Source organism: Croceicoccus sp. YJ47 (assembly GCF_016745095.1).
Taxonomy (GTDB): domain Bacteria; phylum Pseudomonadota; class Alphaproteobacteria; order Sphingomonadales; family Sphingomonadaceae; genus Croceicoccus.
Map to the genome: position 1 here is coordinate 1883764 of NZ_CP067087.1, position 20397 is coordinate 1904160.

At 65.5% G+C, this 20397-nt stretch carries 16 protein-coding genes, 2 tRNA genes and 1 pseudogene; 15 read left to right on the forward strand and 4 right to left on the reverse strand.

Annotated features, from left to right (window positions below; genetic code table 11):
• The first annotated feature begins 85 nt into the window (after window positions 1-85).
• From JD971_RS09175 to gltX, 3 genes are read left to right on the forward strand one after another with little or no spacing between them, the layout of a single operon-like run.
• Window positions 86-337 (forward strand): hypothetical protein, encoded by a 252-nt coding sequence (locus JD971_RS09175; RefSeq protein ID WP_202082821.1) that lies wholly within the window; start codon window positions 86-88, stop codon window positions 335-337.
• A gap of 44 nt (window positions 338-381) precedes the next feature.
• Complete coding sequence (locus tag JD971_RS09180) at window positions 382-837, forward strand: hypothetical protein (RefSeq protein ID WP_202082823.1); 456 nt, start codon at window positions 382-384, stop codon at window positions 835-837.
• A gap of 27 nt (window positions 838-864) precedes the next feature.
• Entirely contained in the window at window positions 865-2199 is a 1335-nt protein-coding gene (gene gltX / locus JD971_RS09185; RefSeq protein ID WP_202082825.1) for a glutamate--tRNA ligase, read from the forward strand.
• A gap of 16 nt (window positions 2200-2215) precedes the next feature.
• Here gltX and JD971_RS09190 read toward each other — a convergent pair whose 3' ends face one another.
• The gene (locus tag JD971_RS09190) at window positions 2216-4957 is read right to left on the reverse strand and encodes a [protein-PII] uridylyltransferase (protein ID WP_236672022.1); all 2742 of its coding nucleotides are present in this window, start codon (window positions 4955-4957) and stop codon (window positions 2216-2218) included.
• Between the two features lie 245 nt (window positions 4958-5202).
• On the opposite strand from JD971_RS09190, the gene lgt reads away from it, so the two are divergent.
• From lgt to JD971_RS09240, 10 genes are all read left to right on the forward strand, one after another.
• Entirely contained in the window at window positions 5203-6102 is a 900-nt protein-coding gene (lgt, locus tag JD971_RS09195; RefSeq protein ID WP_202087512.1) for a prolipoprotein diacylglyceryl transferase, read from the forward strand.
• A gap of 1 nt (window position 6103) precedes the next feature.
• Window positions 6104-7177 carry a class I SAM-dependent methyltransferase gene (locus JD971_RS09200; protein ID WP_202082830.1) on the forward strand — a complete coding sequence of 358 codons (1074 nt, stop codon included), beginning with the start codon at window positions 6104-6106 and terminating at the stop codon, window positions 7175-7177.
• A gap of 210 nt (window positions 7178-7387) precedes the next feature.
• A complete protein-coding gene (gene petA, locus JD971_RS09205; RefSeq protein ID WP_202082832.1) occupies window positions 7388-7972 on the forward strand; it encodes a ubiquinol-cytochrome c reductase iron-sulfur subunit in 585 nt (194 codons plus the stop codon).
• A gap of 12 nt (window positions 7973-7984) precedes the next feature.
• On the forward strand, window positions 7985-9307 hold the full coding sequence (locus JD971_RS09210; RefSeq protein WP_202082834.1) for a cytochrome b/b6: 1323 nt from the start codon (window positions 7985-7987) through the stop codon (window positions 9305-9307).
• 30 nt (window positions 9308-9337) lie between these two features.
• Window positions 9338-10192 carry a cytochrome c1 gene (locus JD971_RS09215; RefSeq protein ID WP_202082836.1) on the forward strand — a complete coding sequence of 285 codons (855 nt, stop codon included), beginning with the start codon at window positions 9338-9340 and terminating at the stop codon, window positions 10190-10192.
• Between the two features lie 119 nt (window positions 10193-10311).
• Window positions 10312-11037, forward strand: a complete 726-nt coding sequence (gene gntA / locus JD971_RS09220) for a guanitoxin biosynthesis heme-dependent pre-guanitoxin N-hydroxylase GntA (RefSeq protein WP_236672023.1) — start codon at window positions 10312-10314, stop codon at window positions 11035-11037.
• A complete protein-coding gene (locus JD971_RS09225) occupies window positions 11034-11624 on the forward strand; it encodes a DUF1989 domain-containing protein (protein WP_202082838.1) in 591 nt (196 codons plus the stop codon). The genes gntA and JD971_RS09225 overlap by 4 nt, the downstream gene beginning before the upstream one ends.
• A gap of 48 nt (window positions 11625-11672) precedes the next feature.
• Window positions 11673-13757, forward strand: a complete 2085-nt coding sequence (locus JD971_RS09230) for a TonB-dependent siderophore receptor (RefSeq protein WP_236672024.1) — start codon at window positions 11673-11675, stop codon at window positions 13755-13757.
• 100 nt (window positions 13758-13857) lie between these two features.
• A tRNA-Gly gene (locus tag JD971_RS09235) sits at window positions 13858-13931 on the forward strand.
• A 758-nt stretch (window positions 13932-14689) separates the two neighbouring features.
• Window positions 14690-15856, forward strand: a complete 1167-nt coding sequence (locus JD971_RS09240) for a nucleotide sugar dehydrogenase (RefSeq protein WP_202082841.1) — start codon at window positions 14690-14692, stop codon at window positions 15854-15856.
• A gap of 8 nt (window positions 15857-15864) precedes the next feature.
• Here JD971_RS09240 and acs read toward each other — a convergent pair whose 3' ends face one another.
• Together acs and JD971_RS09250 are read right to left on the reverse strand one after the other, a co-directional pair.
• A complete protein-coding gene (gene acs / locus JD971_RS09245; RefSeq protein ID WP_202082844.1) occupies window positions 15865-17829 on the reverse strand; it encodes an acetate--CoA ligase in 1965 nt (654 codons plus the stop codon).
• 112 nt (window positions 17830-17941) lie between these two features.
• Window positions 17942-18016, reverse strand: a tRNA-Gly gene (locus JD971_RS09250).
• Window positions 18017-18197: 181 nt separating this feature from the next.
• Here JD971_RS09250 and JD971_RS09255 point away from each other — a divergent pair.
• Together JD971_RS09255 and JD971_RS09260 are read left to right on the forward strand one after the other, a co-directional pair.
• Window positions 18198-19118: pseudogene (locus tag JD971_RS09255) on the forward strand (tetratricopeptide repeat protein).
• 4 nt (window positions 19119-19122) lie between these two features.
• Window positions 19123-19746: an LON peptidase substrate-binding domain-containing protein gene (locus JD971_RS09260; protein WP_202082846.1), complete on the forward strand. Its 624-nt coding sequence runs from the start codon at window positions 19123-19125 to the stop codon at window positions 19744-19746.
• 28 nt (window positions 19747-19774) lie between these two features.
• Here the strand turns inward: JD971_RS09260 and JD971_RS09265 are convergent, their stop codons facing one another.
• Entirely contained in the window at window positions 19775-20395 is a 621-nt protein-coding gene (locus JD971_RS09265; protein ID WP_202082848.1) for a MarC family protein, read from the reverse strand.
• Window positions 20396-20397 lie beyond the last annotated feature (2 nt).

Sequence of the window (20397 nt, forward strand, 5' to 3'; positions counted from 1 at the left end):
CACGAGACCCCCGTCGGCCCGTCCGGCGGGGGTTTCGTTTTGCCCACATCTTGCCAAGCCATGTTCCGCCTCCAAGATAGGAGGAATGGAACGATACACGATTGACGACATTCCCGGCGACCAGCTTACCACGATGATCGACCTCGAAGGGCGCACGCCGATCATCGGGGTGATCTACGAATGTGCGAAACATTACGCGCTGTATAAGCCGCATGCGCGCGAGAATGCGCGGATCCTGCTGACGAAGCCGGTGTTTCGCGAAGGGCGCGCGACGCGGACCTGGATTCTGGAACCGGACGAGATCGGCAGCCTCGCGGAGCGGTTGTTGCAGGATTGATGCCGGTGCGGGCAGGGCGGTTGCGGACCCGGTGGTCGCGTGCGGTGCCCCTCTTGCTGGCGGCCGCGATAGGCGCATGCGGTCCCGGCGCAGGCGAGACGAATGGCGGCGGGGGCGACTCGACCCGCATCAGCGACGCAGTCCCGACGCTCGCCGGACATTGGCGCATTGCGGCGATCGACGGACGCGCGGTCGCGTCCGGAGCCGTCATGGTGGGCGACGGCGCGAGCATCGGCTGGGGCCCGGCCTGCGCGGGCTATGCGTGGGGCTATGTCGTATCGGGCCGTCATTTTCAGACGCAGCGCCGCGCTTACCCGCCCATTGCTGCCGCGAACGCTCCTCCGGGGGTGCCCGCGCCCGACCCATGCCCGATCGGCATTCCCCCCGGCGTGGCGGATGCCGCAAACGTGCTCGACGCGGCGCGTAGCATCGAGCCGTCGGGAACAGGCGCGGTGCGCATTTCCGGCGGTGGGCATACGGTCACGCTCCGCTCGCAATAAGCGGCGAACGGCGCTAACGCAGCGGCCATGACCACGATCACCCGTTTCGCCCCCTCGCCGACCGGCCGGCTGCATGTGGGCAATATTCGCACCGCCCTGCACAATTTCCTGCTGGCCAAGAAGGATGGCGGGCGTTTCCTGCTGCGTATCGACGACACCGATGCGCAGCGTTCGGAGGAACGCCACGTCGATGCCATCCGTGCCGATCTTGCATGGCTCGGTCTCGCCGCCGATGGCGAGGCGCGGCAGTCGCAGCGGCTGGACATATACGAGGCGGCGTTCGAACGGCTCCGCGCGGAGGGGCGGATTTACGCCGCCTACGAAACGGCGCAGGAGCTGGAGCTTAAGCGCAAGATCCTGCTCGGCCGCGGGCTTCCGCCGATCTACGACCGCGCCGCGCTCGAACTCACGCAACGGGACCATGCCGATTTTGCGGCGAAGGGCATTGCCCCGCACTGGCGTTTCCGGCTCGATCACGACGCGCCGATCGCGTGGGACGACGCGATTCGCGGGGCGCAGCATTTCGACCCCGCCGCCCTGTCCGACCCGGTGATTCGCCGTGCCGACGGATCCTGGCTCTATATGTTGCCGAGCGCGGTGGACGATGTCGAAATGGGCATTACCGACGTGCTGCGCGGGGAGGATCACGTGTCGAACACCGCGGTGCAGGTGCAGATGTTTGCCGCGCTGGGCGCCGCGCCGCCGCGTTTCGCGCATGAGGCGCTGCTCACCGGGGCGGAGGGCAAGCTGTCGAAACGTCTGGGTTCGACCGGGGTGGACGAAATGCGCGAGGAGGGCGTGGAACCCGAAGCGTTGCTGTCCGTGCTGGCACGCATCGGCACGTCGCAGCCTGTTACCGCGATGCGTTCGCTCGACGCGATGGCGACAGGCTTCGACCTTGCCACGTTCGGGCGCGCCCCTGCCCGTTTCGACGAGGCGGAAATGATGCGCATCAATGCGCAGCTCCTGCACGAAACGGACTATGCCGCCATCGCCCATCGCCTGCCCACAGGAATGGACGAGGCCGCATGGGCCGCGATCCGCCCGAATCTTGAAACGCTGAACGATGCAGGGGACTGGTGGCAGGTCGTGACGGGGCCAATTCCCGCACCCGATCTCGACGCCGAGGATCGCGCCTTTATCGCCGCAGCGGTGCAGGATGCGCAGGGAATCGAATGGGACGAGGGTGCGTGGAAGACGCTCACCGGCAGGCTGAAGGCCGCGACCGGGCGCAAGGGCAAGGCGCTGTTCCTGCCGCTGCGCCTCGCGCTCACCGGGCGGGGGCACGGGCCGGACATGGCCGCGCTGCTGCCGCTGATCGGGCGGGAGCGGGCGCTGGAACGGTTGCGCGCGGCGGGTTGAACCGGGGCCGCCTGCGCTAGCCCGCGGCCTCCTCCGTCGCCTCCACCGCCTCCAGCAGCCGTTTTTCGAGCGCGTCCAGCCGCGCCTTCGCCGTGATCTTGTCGCCGAGCAGGTCGGTGACGTAGAACGTATCGGCCGCGCGCTCCCCGTAATGGGTGACATGCGCCGAGTTGATGAGCAGCTTCGCCTCGAACATGGCGCGGGCGAGCCGGTTGAGCAGGGCCGGGCGGTCGCGGGCGTTCACCTCCACCACGGTAAAGCGATTCGATGCGTCATTGTCGAAGGTCACGCGCGGCTGCACCTCGAACGCGTCGGCGCGCGGGCGCGACATGGGCCGCGCGGCGAGCTGCGGCACCAGCTTCACCTTGTTGGCGAGCGTGTCGCGGATCGACTGGGTCAGCCGGGCGATCTGCGATTCCTCGCGAAACGGGCGGCACATCGGGTCCTGCACCAGGAAATTGTCCACCGCGCGCCCGTTTCGATTGGTGTGGATGCGCGCGTCGATGATGTTCCCGCTTACCAGGTGGATGCCGCCGGCGATGCGCGAAAACAGGCCCGGATGGTCGGGCGTGACGACCGTGACCATGGTGGCGCCGCGCTCTTCCCAGTAATGGCATTCGATGGAGAGTGCATCCTCGCCCATCGCGTCCATCTGGCGCAGATTGCGGGCAATCACCTCCTCGCTTTCCGCGATCCAGTAGGATTCGTGCATCGCCGCGCCGACCGTGTCGACCAGCCCCGCATCCCCGGCGAGCAATTCGCGGGCGGCGTCCTTGCGCGCCTCGATCTTGTGCATGCGCCCGTTTGACTTGAAGCCGAGGCGCAGGCGTTCCTCCGCCGCGGTGAACAATTCGCCGAGCAATTGTCCTTTCCAGCTGTTCCAGACGCCCGGTCCCACCGCACCGATGTCCACCACGGTCAGCACGAGCAATTGCCGCAGCCGTTCGAGCGATTGCACCTCGGTGACGAAATCGTTGATCGTCTTCGGATCGGACAGGTCGCGCTTGAACGCGGTCGCGCTCATCAACAAATGATAGCGCACGAGCCAGGACACGAGCCCCGTCTCCTCCGCACTCAGCCCCAGGCGCGGGCCGACCTTCTTCGCGATTTCCGCGCCCAGCACCGAATGATCGCCGCCGCGCCCCTTGGCAATATCGTGCAGGAGCGTCGCGACATAAAGCGCGCGGCGATGCTGAAGCTTGGGAATGATCGCGGTCGAAACGGGGTGCGCCTCCTCCACCTCCCCGCTCTCGATCTCGGCGAGCTTTCCGATGGCGCGGATCGTGTGTTCGTCGACGGTGTAGTGGTGGTACATGTCGAACTGCATCTGTGCGACGACGCGGCCTAATTCGGGCATGATGCGCCCGAACACACCCGCCTCGTTCATCCAGCGCAGCGCGAGTTCGGGATTGTCCTCGCTCGACAACAGATCGAGGAACAGCGCATTGGCGCGCTTGTCGCGGCGGATCTTGCCGGTGATGAGGCCCGAATCGCGATCGGCCATGCGCATCGCGTCGGGATGGACCTCCACCCCTTCCTTGTTCGCGAGGGTGAATATCTCGATCAGCCGCACCGGGTCTTCGGCAAAGAAATCGTCGTCCGGCACGGTGATGCGCCCGCCCGCGATGACGAAGCCGCGAACCTTGCGCCGCTTTTCGGTCAGCTTCGCCATGAGCCTTGCCGACTGGCTCTTCGCGAACTGCTCCTCCATCTGCGCGAGGAACACGCCGGTCAGCCCGCCGACGCGCTTTGCCTGCAGGAAATAGTAATGCATGAAGCGTTCGACCGCGCTCTTGCCCGGGCGGTCGGCGAAATTCATGCGGGCGGCGACCTCGCGCTGCAGGTCGAAGGTCAGCCTGTCCTCCTCGCGCCCGGTGATCGTGTGCAGATGGCAGCGCACCGCCCAGAAGAAATTCTCGGCCCGGCGAAAGGCGCGGAATTCGGCCGGGGTGAGCAGGCCCGCATCGACCAGCTCGCGCGGTTCGCGGACCTGGTGGATGTATTTCCCGATCCAGTAGAGCGTGTGCAGGTCGCGCAGGCCGCCCTTGCCCTCCTTCACATTGGGTTCCACGACATAGCGGCTGTCGCCCATGCGCTTGTGCCGCGCCTCGCGCTCGGCCAGTTTTTCCGACACGAACTGACGCTCCGACCCTGTCACCACGTCGTTCCAGAACCGCTGTTTCGCGACATCGTAAAGCGCCTGCTCCCCCCACAGGAATCGCCCTTCGAGCAGGGCGGTGCGGATGGTGAGGTCCTGTTTCGCCATGCGGACCATGTCGTCGATCGACCGGCTCGAATGGCCGACTTTCAGCCCCAGATCCCACAGGTAATAGAGCATCGCCTCGATCACCTGCTCGCACCAGGGGGTGTTGCGCATGGGGGTGAGGAACGCGATGTCGACGTCCGATTGCGGCGCCATTTCGCCGCGCCCGTATCCGCCCACCGCCATGATGGCGAGATGCTCGCCCTTGCTGCGGTTGGCGGCGGAATAGACATGGGTGATGACGTGATCGTGGATGATGCGCACGATCTGATCGACGAGGAATGCCTGCGCCGCGGCGGCCTTGTGCCCGGCGGATGGCTCCGTCTCCAGCCGCCGCGCGATTTCGGCCCGCCCGTCCGACAGCGCTCCGCGCAGCAGCGCGATGAGCGGCTGCCGGTCGAGCGTGTCCATGTCGTCGATCAGCGCGTCGAGTTTCGCCACGACGCGGCGGCGGTCGATGATGCGGCGCTGGCTGGGTATCGGGCTGCGGGCCAAGTGTGTTTCCTCGTGCACGAATGGGGCGGGGCGGACAGTCCTGTCCGGGCACATGTGCGGTTTATCCGGGCAGGGATTAACATATCGGTGCGACAGGGGCGAGTTTCCACCCACCTCGTGCCACGGTGCGCAATTGGGGCGCCAAGCGGCCTATCATCATGGCCCGCGCTGTGCCAAAAGCCGCGCGGCAGGGGCGCCCACAGCGGCGCGCGCGCCACGATTGGAAGAAGGAAACCGCCGTGCCCGTGTTGCAGATATTGGCCAGCGCCGCGAACGATGCGCCGATCTACTGGGAAAATCTCGGCCTGCGTCCGGGCATCGAACTCGGCTGGTTCACCCTGCGCTGGTATTCGCTGGCCTATCTTGCGGGGATTCTCGTCGGGTATTGGCATCTGTCCCGCATGCTGAAGGCGCCGGGCGCGCCCATGGCGCAGCGCCATGCGGAGGATCTGTTCTTCTGGTGTACGCTCGGCATTATCGTGGGCGGCAGGCTCGGCTATGCGGCGTTTTACGACCCCTCGCTCTGGACCGGGTGGACGAGCGGGGAAACGGTGAGCTGGGACCTGCTGCGCCTGTGGGACGGGGGGATGAGCTTTCACGGCGGGGTGGCCGGCGTGCTGGCCGCGATCGCCTGGGTCAGCCACCGCGGACAGCTTCAGTTCCTGCGCGTGTGCGACTATATCGCGGTCAACGTGCCCTTCGGCATGATGTTCGGGCGGCTGGCGAATTTCGTGAACGGCGAATTGTGGGGCCGACCCGCCGACGTGCCGTGGGCGATGGTCTTTCCCCGCGCCGGGCCGCTCCCCCGCCATCCGAGCCAGCTTTACGAAGCGGGCCTCGAAGGGTTGCTGCTCATTCTCGTGATGCTCGCGCTGTTCTGGATGACGCGGGCGCGCTGGCGGCCAGGATTGCTCGTCGGGACGTTTACCGCCGGCATCGCCTTTGCCCGGTTCATCGTGGAATTCTTCCGCGAACCCGATGCGCAGCTTGCCGAATTCGCCGCCGAAACGGGGCTTTCCATGGGGCAATGGCTGACCCTGCCGCTGATCGCGATCGGGCTGTTCTTCGTGGTGCGGGCCTTGCGCAAGCCTGCCCTTGGACAGCAGCCCGACGCGCGCCGGGATGCCGCTACCGGGGCGGTTTGAGATGAACGGCGATACGAATGGCGGCGACCTCACGGCGGGGCTCAGGCGCTTGATCCGTGCGCACGGGCCGATTCCCGTGGCGCAATATATGGCGGAGGCGAACGCGCATTATTACGCGCATCGCGATCCGCTCGGCACCGCAGGGGATTTCATCACCGCGCCGGAAATCAGCCAGATGTTCGGCGAGATGATCGGCGGCTGGATCGCCGACCTCACCATCCGGGCCGAAGCGCGGGATTTCGCCTATGTCGAGCTGGGACCGGGGCGCGGCACGCTGGCGCGCGATGCGTTGCGCGTGATCCGGGCGGCGGGGCTTTCGCCGACGGTCCACCTTGTCGAGGCTTCGCCGGTCCTGCGCGAAAAGCAGGCCGAGCTTGTGCCCGATGCGCAGTTTCACGAGGATGTCGCCGCGCTGCCGACGGACCGGCCCGTGATCGTCGTGGCCAATGAATTTTTCGACGCGCTCCCCGTGCGGCAACTGGTGCGCACGGGGCGGGGGTGGCGCGAACGCATGGTGGGGCTGGACGGCGATGCGTTCGTCACGCTGGCAGGCGACAGGCCGATGGATGCCGCCGTGCCGCCGCGACATGACGATGCGGAAGAAGGCACGCTGATCGAGACGAATCCGGCGGCGGCGGCGATTCTCGGCGATCTTGCGAAGACGATTGCCGAGGCGGGCGGCGCGATGCTGACCATCGATTACGGCCATCTCGCACCGCGGACCGGCTCCACGCTTCAGGCCGTGCGCGCGCATGAAAAGGTCGATGTGCTCGATGCGCCGGGGACCGCGGACATCACCGCGCATGTCGATTTTCCCGCGCTTATCGAAACGGCGGAGCGGGCGGGATGCGTCCTCCACGGCACGGCGAGCCAGGGCGTGTTCCTGATGGCGCTCGGCATGGGGCAGCGCGCACAGGCGCTGGCCGAGGCGAATCCGCACGCGCGCGACAGCCTCTTGGCCGCGTTGGAGCGGTTGACGGCGCCCGATGCGATGGGCGATCTTTTCAAGGTGATGGCCTTTGGCGCGTCCGGATGGCCCGAAGGGGCGGGGGTGCGGCGGGCCACACCGGCATGATGCGGGTGCGAACAACGCAAATTCGCGGGTGGAAAATCTATTGGAAAATTCGCGCGTCCTGTCTATGAGGCGCCCCATGACGGCGACGGGCCGAATGCGTGTGCATGCGGCCCCAACTGTCACAGGGGGACGTTCCGACAGCCTTCCGATCCACGAATTTTCTTATGTCCGGCGCGCTTGCCGGACGTTCAGAGCAGGGCAGAGTCAGGCATGGCAGACGCGACCGTCGAACATTCCGAACCGGTGACCGCAAAGGTCGAAGGCGACGGAGAAAACGGCGTACGCCGCCGCGATTTCATCGAGATCGCCGCGGTCAGTTTCGGCGGGGTCGGCGCGCTTGCCGTTCTCTATCCGCTCATCAGCCAGATGGCGCCGTCGGCCGACGTGCTCGCCGAATCCTCGACCGAGGTCGATCTTTCCGCGATCGAACCCGGGCAGGCGATCAAGGCCGTGTTCCGCAAGCAGCCTTTGTTCGTGCGCAATCTCCTTCCGGCCGAAATCGCGGCGGCGGATGCGGTCGACGCGTCTTCGCTGCGCGATCCCGAAACGCTGGAGGACCGCACCGCGGAGGGGCATCTCAACTGGCTCATCACCATGGGCGTGTGCACCCATCTGGGCTGCGTGCCGCTCGGCGCGGGCGAGGGTGAGAACAAGGGCGAATTCGGCGGATATTTCTGCCCCTGCCACGGTTCGCACTACGACACCGCCGGCCGCATCCGCAAAGGCCCCGCCCCCCTGAACCTCGTCGTGCCGGAGTATCAGTTTACTTCCGACACCACGGTTGTCATCGGCTGAGGATAGGACACCATGAGTTTTCCCTGGGCAAAGCAGTATCAGCCGAAGACCGGACTGACCCGCTGGATCGACGAGAAGCTGCCGGTTCCGCGCCTCGTCTATAACGCCGTGGGCGCCGGCTATCCGGTGCCGCGCAATCTCAACTATTTCTGGAATTTCGGCGTGCTCGCCGGGTTCTGTCTCATGTTGCAGATCATTACCGGCGTCGTGCTGGCGATGCATTATGGCGCCAATGCGCTGGTGGCGTTCGATTCGGTCGAACACATCATGCGCGACGTCAACTGGGGCTGGATGCTGCGTTACGCGCATGCGAACGGCGCATCCTTCTTCTTCATCGTCGTCTATATCCACATCTTCCGCGGCCTGTTCTTCAGCTCGTACAAGGCCCCGCGCGAGATGATCTGGCTCCTCGGCGTGGTCATCTTCCTGTTGATGATGGCGACTGCGTTCATGGGCTACGTCCTTCCCTGGGGGCAGATGTCGTTCTGGGGTGCGAAGGTGATTACCGGGCTTTTCGGCGCGATCCCGCTCGTCGGTGAGCCGTTGCAGATCTGGCTGCTGGGCGGTTTCGCGCCTGACAATGCCGCGCTCAACCGCTTCTTCTCGCTGCACTTCATGCTGCCCTTCGTGATCGCGGGCGTCGTGATCCTGCACATCTGGGCGCTGCATATTCCCGGCTCGTCCAACCCGACCGGCGTCGAGGTGAAGACCGAGAGCGACACCGTGCCGTTCCACCCCTATTACACGGCGAAGGACGGCTTCGGCCTCGCGGTGTTCCTGGTGCTGTACACGGGGTTCGTGTTCTTCCTGCCGAACTATCTCGGCCATCCGGATAACTATATCCCGGCGAACCCGCTTTCGACGCCGGCGCACATCGTGCCCGAATGGTATTTCTGGCCGTTCTACGCCATTCTTCGCGCCTTCACGCAGGACTTCCTGTTCATGCCGGCGAAGCTGATGGGCGTGATCGCGATGTTCGCCTCGATTCTGGTGTGGTTCTTCCTGCCCTGGCTGGACAAGTCGCCCGTGCGTTCGGGTCTCTATCGCCCGCTGTTCAAGAAGTTCTTCTGGTTCGGCCTCATCCCCTGCATGGCGGTGCTGTTCTACTGCGGCGGTGCGCCGGCAGAGGAACCCTTCGTCATGTTGAGCCAGATCGCGGCGACCTATTACTTCGCCCATTTCCTGATCATCCTCCCGATCGTGTCCATGATCGAGAAGCCCAAGGCCCTGCCGCATTCCATCACCGAGGCGGTGCTGGGCGAGAAGGCGGGCGCGGACGATGCCGTGCCGCTGGGTGCCTCGGGCGATGGTGCCCACCGTCCGGCGACGGCCTGATCCGAACGAGAGAAGAGAAAGACGCGTAACATGGCCCGCATCATCGGTATCCTCGTCGGCGCAGGTTTCTGCATCGTCCTGCTCTACAGCTTCATCGTCGGCGCCTACACCTGGGCGACGGACGATGCGGAGGAAACGGCAGAGCATGTCTTCCACCTGCATCCGCGCGATGCGGAGCTGCAGAGCGCAGGCTGGTTCGGCACCTTCGACGAGCAGCAGCTTCAGCGCGGCTACAAGGTCTACAAGGAAGTCTGCTCGGCCTGTCACTCGCTCCGGCTGGTGTCGTTCCGCAACCTTGAAGCGCTGGGCTATTCCGAGGCGCAGGTGAAGGCCGAAGCCGCCGCATGGCAGGTGCCCGGTATCGATCCCGGCACGGGCGAGGCCACGACGCGTCCCGCGCTGCCGACCGATTATTTCCCGTCGCCCTATCCCAACGACGTGGCGGCGCGTGCGGCGAACAACAATGCGGTTCCGCCCGATCTCTCGCTCATCACCAAGGCGCGGCATGACGGCTCGAACTACGTCTATTCGCTGCTGACCGGCTATCGCGATCCGGCGACCTTCTCCGTCGATGGCGAGAGCCTGGCCGAGGAATTCCCCGATTTCGCGACGCCGAGCGGGCTGCATTTCAACCCGTATTTCCCGAACCTCAACCTCGCCATGGCACCGCCCTTGACGAGCGATGGACAGGTGACGTTCGACGACGGTTCGCCGGCCGGGATCGACGACATGGCCCGCGACGTGTCCGCGTTCCTGACCTGGACCGCGGAGCCCAAGCTGGAGCAGCGGCATCAGACCGGGTGGCCCGTCGTGCTGTTCCTGATCTTCGCCTCGATCCTCGCCTACATGGCGTATCAGAACGTGTGGCGCGACAAGAAGCACTGATCCTTCGCGCTGGTTCCGAATCGAAAGGGCCGTCCGGGCGACCGGGCGGCCTTTTCGCATGGCGAGCCGATGGAACGCGGAACGTCCTGGCTCGTTGAGCTACTTCCACCCGGCAAGAGATGAACCAGTCGATGTTTGAAAACGCAAAGGCGTCGGACGGTGCCATCGCAGAATCGTTCGAGGCATTCGTAAAGGATCAGGAATTCCCGTGCGTTGGCGCAAAATCTGCGCTCGCCAGGGGGTGTTTGAAAGTGCTCGTCGCCCGCTCGATCGAAAGCGGATGGGACGATCTTCGCATTCACGAGGCCTTGCTCGCATGGGCGTGGGATTATCGCGCCGACCGCGAAACCAATGACCGCCCGGCGTTTCGCTCGCTCGCGGTGATTTTCCGTGATGTGCCCACGCTTTCGGAGCAGGGCTTCGAGCGCACGCTCTGGTCGCGGATTCAGTCGCTCTCGGACAAGGATGCCTGGCGCGGGCAAGATCACGACCGTTCGGTCAGCGCGGACCCCGACGATCCGCATTTCTCGCTCAGCTTTGGTGGCGAGGCGTTCTTCGTCGTCGGCCTGCATCCGGCGGCCAGCCGCCCCGCACGCCGGTTTTCGCACCCCACCATGGTATTCAACCTGCATGATCAGTTCGAGCAACTGCGCCAGCAGGGCCGTTACGAAACCATGCGGGAAACGATCATCGAACGCGACATCGCGCTTGCCGGCTCGGCCAATCCGATGCTGTCGCGCCACGGGCAGAGCAGCGAGGCGCGGCAATATTCCGGGCGCGAGGTTGCCGCCGACTGGGAATGTCCGTTCTCACGTCCGGACCGGGCCGACATGTCCATCGTATGACCGGCGCCGTGACCCGCATTCCCCCGCGCAGTGGCACGGGGTTTCGCCTGCACGCCGGGCAATTGCTGACCGTGTTCGACCCGGAGGGGCAGCAGGTTTCGGACCTCCTTGCCTATAATGCGCATGACGTGGCGGAGGTCGTATCGTCGGGCCGGACGCTGGATTATGCCGAAACGATCCGGCTCACCACCGGGCATGCGCTCTATTCGAATCGGTCGAATGTCATGCTGGAGATCGAGGAGGATACGGTCGGCCTGCACGATTTCCTGCTCACGCCATGCAGCACGGCGACCTTCGCGCATTTCTACAAGGACAAACCCGTCCATCGCGGCTGCTTCGGCAATCTGGCCGAGGTGTTGCGCCCGTTCGGGATCGGGGAGGACGACATCCCCATCGCCTTCAACTGTTTCATGAACGTGCCGGTCGATGGGGAGACGGGGCGCCTGCGCGTGCTCCCGCCGACCAGCAGGCCCGGCGATCGCATCGCGTTTCGCGCGAAGATGGACCTAATCATCGGGATGACGGCCTGTTCCGCCTATGACAGCAATGGCGGAAGCTTTCGCCCGATCGATTACCGGATCGATTGAACCCGCTTTGGCTTGCGCATCATGCCGCGCGTGGCGCACAGGCGGGGCATGACTATTTCGCGCAACGTCCTGCTCCTTCGCACCACCCTCTGCGCCGCGGCGATGGCCTTGTCGCCGGGGGGTAGCCAGGCGTGGGCGCAAACCGCCGCGCCGGACGCGCCGCCCCCGCGCGCGGATATCCTCCCGCGCGCGGATATCATCGTGACCGGGCGCGGACTGGATCCGACGCCGGGCGAAACCGCCTATGATACCGTGGTGCTGGACCGCGAGGCGCTGAATCGTGCCGCGTCGGGCCGGATCGAGGATGTGCTTCAAGGCGTCGCGGGGTTTCAGCAGTTCCGCCGGTCCGACAGCCGCGCCGCCAATCCTTCGGCGCAGGGGGCGACTTTGCGCGCACTCGGCGGCAATGCCACCAGCCGGAGCCTGGTCCTGCTCGACGGTATTCCGCAGGCCAATCCGTTCTTCGGCTATATCCCCTATAGCGCGCTTCCACCCGAACGCCTGTCGCGGGTGACGGTGGTGCGTGGTGGCGGCTCGGGCGCGTTCGGCGCCGGTGCGGTGGCGGGCACGATCGCCCTCGAAAGCGCAGGGATCGACGATAAAGGTTCGCTGCGCGCCGGGGCATTCGTGAACGACCGCGGCGGGAGCGAGCTCTACGCCGGCGCCTCTCCCCGGCTCGGCGCCGGTTTCGTCGACATGTCGGGCCGGTGGGACAGGGGGCCGGGGTTTTTCACCACGCCCGTCGCCGATCGCGTGCCGGCCAGCGCACGGGCGGCCTATGACAGCTGGTCGTTCGCGCTGCGCGGGGTTGCGCCGGTCAGCCCGGATGTCGAGATGCAGATGCGCGTCGCCGCCTTCGACGATGCACGCACGCTTCGCTTCGACGGTGCCGACAGCCGCTCGCAGGGGCAGGATTTCAGCCTGCGTTTCATCGGCACCGGGGCGTGGCGTTTCGATGCGCTGGGTTACGTGCAATTGCGCGATTTTTCCAATGTGGTGATTTCATCCTCGCGCTTCACCCGCGTGCTGGATCAGCGTGCGACGCCGTCGACCGGGCTTGGCGGAAAGCTGGAACTGCGCCCGCCGCTCGGCGTGTCGCACACGCTTCGCATCGGGACCGATCTTCGCATCGCGGACGGCGAACTGCGCGAGGATGCGTATAGCGCCTTCACCGGCGCGCAGACCGCGCGGAGAAGCGCCGGCGGGCGCAATACCGATCTCGGCTTTTATGTGGAGGATGACTGGCGGCTCGGGCGGCTTGTCCTGACGGCGGGGGCGCGGGTGGATCGTTACCGGATCGCGGACGGATTCTATACCGAACGCGACGGCGCCAATGCGCTCACCATCGATGCGCGCTATCCCACCCGTGCCGGTTGGCAGGAATCGCTGCGGGGCGGGGCGGTGTTCGATGTGGGCGGCGGCCTGAAACTGCGCGCGGCGGCCTATAGCGGGCTGCGGCTGCCCACGTTGAACGAACTTTACCGGCCCTTCGTCGTGTTTCCGGTCGTAACCGAAGCGAATGCCGCGCTCCGCAATGAAACGCTGAAAGGGTTCGAAGGCGGTTTCGATCTTCGCAAGGGGGGGGCGGGCCGGTCCTGGGCCGTGTCGCTGACGGCGTTCGACAACCGGCTCGAAAACGCGGTGACCAACGTTACCATCGGCGACAATCTGCGCCAGCGCCGCAATATCGATGCCATCGTCGCACGCGGGCTCGAACTCACCGCGCAGGGCCGATTGAGCGTCTTTTCGCTCGCGCTCTCGGCGGCATGGACCGATGCGCAGAACGAGGCGAGCGGGGCCGGCGCCGCGCTCGACGGTCTCCGCCCCGCGCAGACGCCGAAATTCGCGGCCAGCGCGACGGCAGGCGCGACCCCTGTGCGCGGCGTCGAATTGTCCGCCACGCTGCGGCACGAAGGGGCGCGATTCGAGGATGACCGCAACACCGACATCCTGCCCGCGGCAACGACGCTCGACGCGTTTGCATCGGTGGCGCTTTCCGAACGGTTCCGGCTCGTGCTGCGCGGCGAAAACCTGTTCGATGAGGAGGTCGTCACGCGGGCGCAGGACGGGCGCGTCGATCTGGGCACGCCGCGAACGCTATGGGTGGGGCTGCGCACCGAATTTCCGCGCTGATCGACGGGCACAGGCACGGTTTGGCGCATGTCGCGGCGCATTCGTGCAACTCACAGTTGACGAAGCCTGCCAAACGGTGGCAAGCCTCCGCATCGAGCGGGCGGGTATAGCTTAGTGGTAAAGCCCCAGCCTTCCAAGCTGGTTATGCGGGTTCGATTCCCGCTACCCGCTCCACGATTTCCTATTCGCAGAGCTGGCTACGTTCGGGAATTCGTCTGTGCCATGGGGCCGCGGAGCGAGCCTCTGGGCCAGGTCGTATTAATTCCGGCGGCCCGGGGCATCGTCGCCAACGGCCCGAGGCGCTTGGCAACGAAGGGTTCGTCGAACCGCGCGCAGTGCCCGATCATCACGGCATCTGCGAGATCGCTTCCCGACGTTCGAACCACCCTTGCAATCGGTACTGGCAAGACCGGCGCTATGGGCGAACGCTGCCGGGCAAATCGCCGGGGTGGTCGCTTTTCGATGGCGGAATGGAAGGGCTCGGTATCCGGCGAGAGGTTTCACCGTTCGCAGATCGACACGGCGGGATCGTCGCGCTTTCGTACCGCCCGGAAGCAATCCGTGCCCGCGCTCCCCCCCGCACGCGCGGGCTGGCGGTCCGTGCGGAAATCTGGAACGGGGCAGGATGCTTCGCAGCACGTGCCAGACCATCATGACCCGGTCGGCAGCATCCATCTTTGCTGTGCCGCTGTGATCACGGAATTGCCGCGCCCCGGCACGCGCCTGCGCCAGCTTAGCCGTATGAGCATGACGGCGGGTGTTTTCCCGTGCGCCGGGTTCGCCGGGGCGCGGTCGCACCCGGCGTGCGTTCCGCTCCTGCCGTGATGGCCTTGACGCGCGCGGCCTGTTACCGGATTGGAGGCGGGCGGCGGCAATGCGGACAGACCCGGGCGGTTCGACCACGCGGCGCGCATCAGGGTTGAGGATGATTGATGAAGATTGCGGTTTTTGGCCTCGGCTATGTCGGCCTGTCCAATGCGATCCTGCTGGCGCAGCACAATGCGGTGGTCGCCACCGATATTTCGGCGGAGCGCGTCGACATGCTGAACGCGCGGCGCTCGCCGATCGTGGACCCGCGGATCGAGGAGTTTCTGGCGCGCCGTGCGCTCGACCTCACCGCGACATGCGACGCCGAGGAGGCCTTGCGCGGGGCGGATTTCGTGGTGATCGCCACGCCCACCAATTACGACCCCGAAACGGGGAAGTTCGATACCTCCTCCGTCGAGCAGGTCATCGCGCAGGCAACCCGCACCAATCCCGATACGACCATCGTCATCAAATCGACGATCCCCGTCGGCTTCGTCGATGACGTGCGTGACCGCCTGCTCGCGCCGCAGGTGATCTTCAGCCCGGAATTCCTGCGCGAAGGCAGCGCGCTGCACGACAATCTCAACCCGTCGCGCATCATCGTCGGCGAACGGTCGGAACGGGCGCGCGTCTTTGCCGAGCTGCTCGTTCAGGGTGCGGAAAAGACCGACATTCCCGTCCTGTTCACCGATGCGCGCGAGGCGGAGGCGATCAAATTGTTCGCCAACACCTATCTCGCCATGCGGGTGGCGTTCTTCAACGAGCTGGATAGCTATGCGCTGGCGGGCGGGATGGATTCGCGGCAGATCATCGAAGGCGTCGGACTCGACCCCCGGATCGGCGACCATTACAACAATCCCAGCTTCGGCTACGGCGGCTATTGCCTGCCCAAGGATACGAAGCAGTTGCTCGCCAACTATACCGACGTGCCGCAAAACCTCATCCGCGCCATCGTCGAGGCGAATCGCACGCGCAAGGATTTCCTGGCCGAACAGATTCTCGCGCGCGCGCCGGAACGGGTGGGCATTTTCCGCCTCATCATGAAGGCGGGGTCGGACAATTTCCGCCATTCCTCGATCCAGGGAATCATGAAGCGGATCAAGGCGAAGGGCGTCGAGGTCGTGATCTACGAACCCGCCTTCGACGGCACCGAATTCTTCGGCGCGCGCGTGATGACCGACCTTTCCGCGTTCAAGGCGCAATGCGACGTCATTGTCGCGAACCGGCAATCGGCGGAATTGTCCGATGTCGCGGGCAAGGTCTTTACCCGCGACCTGTTCGGATCGGACTGAGCGCCGATTCAGCCGTCCCGGTTGCCGCGCCCCGCAATCAGATCGTCGACCAGCGACGGATCGGCGAGCGTGGACGTATCGCCGAGCGCGCCGAAATCGTTCTCCGCGATCTTGCGCAGGATGCGGCGCATGATCTTCCCGCTGCGGGTCTTGGGCAGGGCGGGGGCGAACTGAATATGGTCGGGCGTCGCGATCGGCCCGATCTCCCGGCGGACATGGGCGCGCAATTCGGCGACGAGGGTATCGTCCTCCGTCACACCCGCGTTGGTGGTGACATAGCAATAGATGCCCTGTCCCTTGATGTCGTGCGGGTATCCGACGACCGCGGCCTCCGCGACCGTGTCGTGCAGGACCAGCGCGCTTTCCACCTCGGCCGTGCCCATGCGGTGGCCCGATACGTTGATGACGTCATCGACGCGCCCGGTGATCCAGTAATAATCGTCCGCGTCGCGGCGGCACCCGTCACCGGTGAAATATTTGCCGCGATAGGTGCTGAAATAGGTCTGTATGAAACGGTCGTGGTCGCCGTACACGGTGCGCGCCTGTCCGGGCCAGCTTTGCGTGATGCACAGATTGCCCTCGGTCGCGCCATCGAGAACGGCGCCCTCGTTATCGACCAGCTGCGGCGCCACGCCAAAGAACGGCTTGCCCGCGCTCCCCGGTTTCATCGCGTGGGCGCCGGGCAGGGTGGTGATCATGATCCCGCCCGTCTCCGTCTGCCACCAGGTGTCGACGATCGGCGCCTCGCCATGGCCGACATGGTCGTGATACCACCGCCATGCTTCGGGATTGATCGGCTCGCCCACGCTGCCGAGCAGGCGAAGCGAGGTGAGATCGTGCTTCTCCACATATCCGGCCCCCTCGCGCATCAAGGCGCGGATTGCCGTCGGCGCGGTGTAGAAGATGTTCACGCCGTGCTTGTCCACGATTTGCCAGAAACGGTCGTGATCGGGATGGTTCGGCACCCCTTCGAACATCAGCGCCGTCGCCCCGTTGAGTAGCGGGCCATAGACGATATAGCTGTGCCCCGTGACCCAGCCAATGTCGGCGGTGCACCAGTAAACCTCCCCCGGCCGGTAATCGAAGACGTAGCGGAAGGTGGTCTCGGTCCACACGGCATAGCCGCCGGTGGTGTGGACGACCCCCTTGGGCTTGCCGGTCGAGCCGGAGGTGTAGAGGATGAACAGCGGGTCTTCCGCCCCCATCGGTTCGCACGGGCATTCATCGTCCAGCCCGACGGAATAATCGTGGTACCAGTGATCGCGCCCGTCGCGCATCGTGACATCGCCGCCGGTGTGCCGGATGACGAGCACGCCGCGCACCGAAACCTTTTCGAGCGCCGCATCGACATTGGCCTTCAGCGGGATCGTCTTGCCCCCGCGGAGCCCTTCGTCCGCGGTGATGACCCACTCGCTTTCGCAATCCTCGATGCGGCCGGCGATGGCATCGGGCGAAAAGCCGCCGAACACCACCGAATGCACCGCCCCGATCCGCGCGCAGGCCAGCATCGCGACCGCGCCCTCGACGATCATCGGCATGTAGATCGTGACCCGGTCGCCCTTGCTCACGCCCATTTTGAGGAGCATGTTGGCAAACAGGACGATCTCGCCCTGCAATTCGGCGTAGGTCAGGCGGCGCACCGCCCCGTCAATCGCATCCGGCTCGAAAATCAGCGCGACATCGTCGCCGCGCCCGGCCTCGACATGGCGGTCCACCGCGTTGTAGCAGATATTGAGCCGGCCATCCTCGAACCAGCGAATGTCGACCGGGTCGAAGCTGGCGCCGCAACCCTTGGCTGGCGTGTCGATCCAGTCGATCCGCGCCGCCTGCTCCAGCCAGAACCCGTCGGGATCGGACAGCGACCGGGCGTGCATGTCGGCATAGGCCTCCGCGTCGCAGGCCGTGCCCTGGCGCGCCGCCGATGGAACCGGAACGATCGTATCGTCCGCGTCGGCTTTGGGGGCATCGGTCATGGCGGGGCATCCTCCTTATGTGTATCGTGGCCCGATACATGACGCCGCCGCGCAGCCGCGTAAAGAGGCGGCGCGACGAATACGCGCAACATGACGAAGGATGTATGAGAAATGGAGCGGGCGAAGGGATTCGAACCCTCGACCCCAACCTTGGCAAGGTTGTGCTCTACCCCTGAGCTACGCCCGCTCGAACGCCTGCGCCGGAAAAGTCGATGCCCTTCCGACCGGGGTGAGGCGCGCAGTTAGCATCGGTTCGATACCCCTGCAACCGGAAAATGACATCGCCGCGCAATTAATGCGCAGGCTTTAAAAGAGCGCCACTTCATCCCACATTATGGCACAACGAACACGCGACAGGAGAATGCACCTTGCCGACCCCCGGCCTGAATATCGAAGAGCAAAAAGCGGTGGACCGGTTCCGCACCAATGTCGTCGAACCCTCGATGCACAGCCTCGTCATCCTGGATTTCTGGGCCGAATGGTGCGGGCCGTGCAAGGCGCTGGCCCCCATGCTCGAAAAGGTCGCCGCCGAATATGCGGACAAGGGCGTGGTGCTGGCCAAGCTCAACGTCGATGAGGAACAGTTCATCGCCTCGCAATTCCAGGTGCGGTCGATCCCCACCGTCTATGCCATGTTTCAGGGGCAGCCGGTCGCCGATCTCACCAGCGCGCGCACCGAATCGCAGCTGAAGCAGATGCTCGACCAGATCTTGCAGCAAGTGCCGGTGCAGCCCGGCGGCGCGCCGGCAGAGCAGCCGGAGCAGGATCTCGGCCCGCTCATCGCGATGGGTGAAAACGCGCTCAACGGCGGCGATGCCGAACGCGCGATGGGCATTTTCGCGCAGATCGTGGAGATGAAGCCCGATAATGCGAGCGCGCAGGCCGGGCTCATCCGCGCGATGATCGAGGCCGACCATCTCGAAGAGGCCGAGGCCGCACTCGCGCAGATCGACGAGGAGACGGCGAAGGATCCGGCGATCGAGCGCGCGCAATCCGCGCTCCAACTGGCCAAGGACGCGCCCGATACGGCGGAGCTCGACAATTTCCGCAAGGCTGCGGCCTAACGGCCCGCCGACATGGATGCGCAATTCGCCTTTGCCAATGCCGCCTTTGCCGCGGGCGAGCGCGACGAGGCGGCGGACACGCTGCTGCGCATGATCGAGAGCGACCGCGAATGGAACGAGGGCGCCGCACGCACGAAGCTGTTGCAGATTTTCGAGGCAGTCGGACTGGAAGACCCGTGGGTCGCGGCGACGCGGCGGCGGCTTTCCACCCTGCTGTTCGGATAAGCGGATGCGGTCCGACATGGAAACGGCGCGCATCTCGATCTTTCCGCTCGCGGGCGGGATCCTGTTTCCGGGTCTGCAACTGCCGCTGCATATTTTCGAGAAACGCTATCGCGCGCTCGTCACCGATGCGCTGGCGCGGGACCGGCTGATCGGGATGGTGCAGCCGCAGGCCGCGGGCGAGGGCGCGCCGCTGTTCGAGATCGGCTGCCTTGGCCGGATCGGCGAGGTGGAGGCGCTCGACGACGGGCGCTTCAACATCGTGCTGGAGGGCGTATCGCGCTTTCGCATCATGCGCGAATTGTCCGTACAGACGGAGTTCCGCCAGGTGGAGGCGCGCCTGCTCGACAATGGTGCGTCCGATTCGCTGATGCCCGCCGAACGCGCCGCCTTCGAAAGCGAGGCGCAGGCCTTCGCCGAGATGCAGGGCTATGCCGTGGAGTGGGAGGAGGTTTCCCGCCTCGACGATGAAACGCTGATCAACGGGGTGGCGCAGGTGGCGCCTTTCGACGGCGCGGCGAAGCAGGCTCTGCTGGAGGCGGACGGCATTCGCGAACGTTGCGACCTGTTGATACAGCTCATGCAGTTCTACGCGTTTCGCGGCGACGAGGACGGCGCCACGATGCAGTGACGGGCGGCAACAATGGCCGCCGCCCGGCCTAGAAGAAGCTTCCGCGCAGGCCGTTGATCACGAATTGCGCCGCCAGCGCGGCAAGCAATACGCCGAGCAGGCGCGTGATGATCGCCTCGATCCGCGTGCCCAGCACCCGCATGATGGGCCGTGCCGCCAGCAATGCGGCCAGGCTGAGCCCCATGACCGCGACCAGCGCGCCGAGCACGGCAATCGTCTGCTCGATCCCTTCGGACCGCGCCATCAACAGCATCACCGACGCGATCGCGCCCGGCCCGGCAAGCATCGGCATCGCCATCGGAAAGACCGAGACATCCTCGTGCGCGGGGTCGGCGATGACCTTTTCGGCGCGCTCCTCCCGCCGTTCGGTCCGCTTTTCGAACACCATGTCGAGAGCGATCAGGAACAGCATCAGCCCGCCGGCGATCCGGAACGAATCAAGCTCGATATGCAGCGCGCCAAGCAAAGCCTCCCCGAACAGCGCGAAGACGAGCAGGATCGCGAGCGCGATGGCGCAGGCGCGGATCGCCATGGAGCGCACCGCCTCCGGCGTGGCTTTTGCGACGAGCCCGGCATAGATCGGCGCGCAGCCGGGCGGGTCGATCACCACGAACAGGGTGACGAAGGCGGATACGAACAATTCGGTCACGT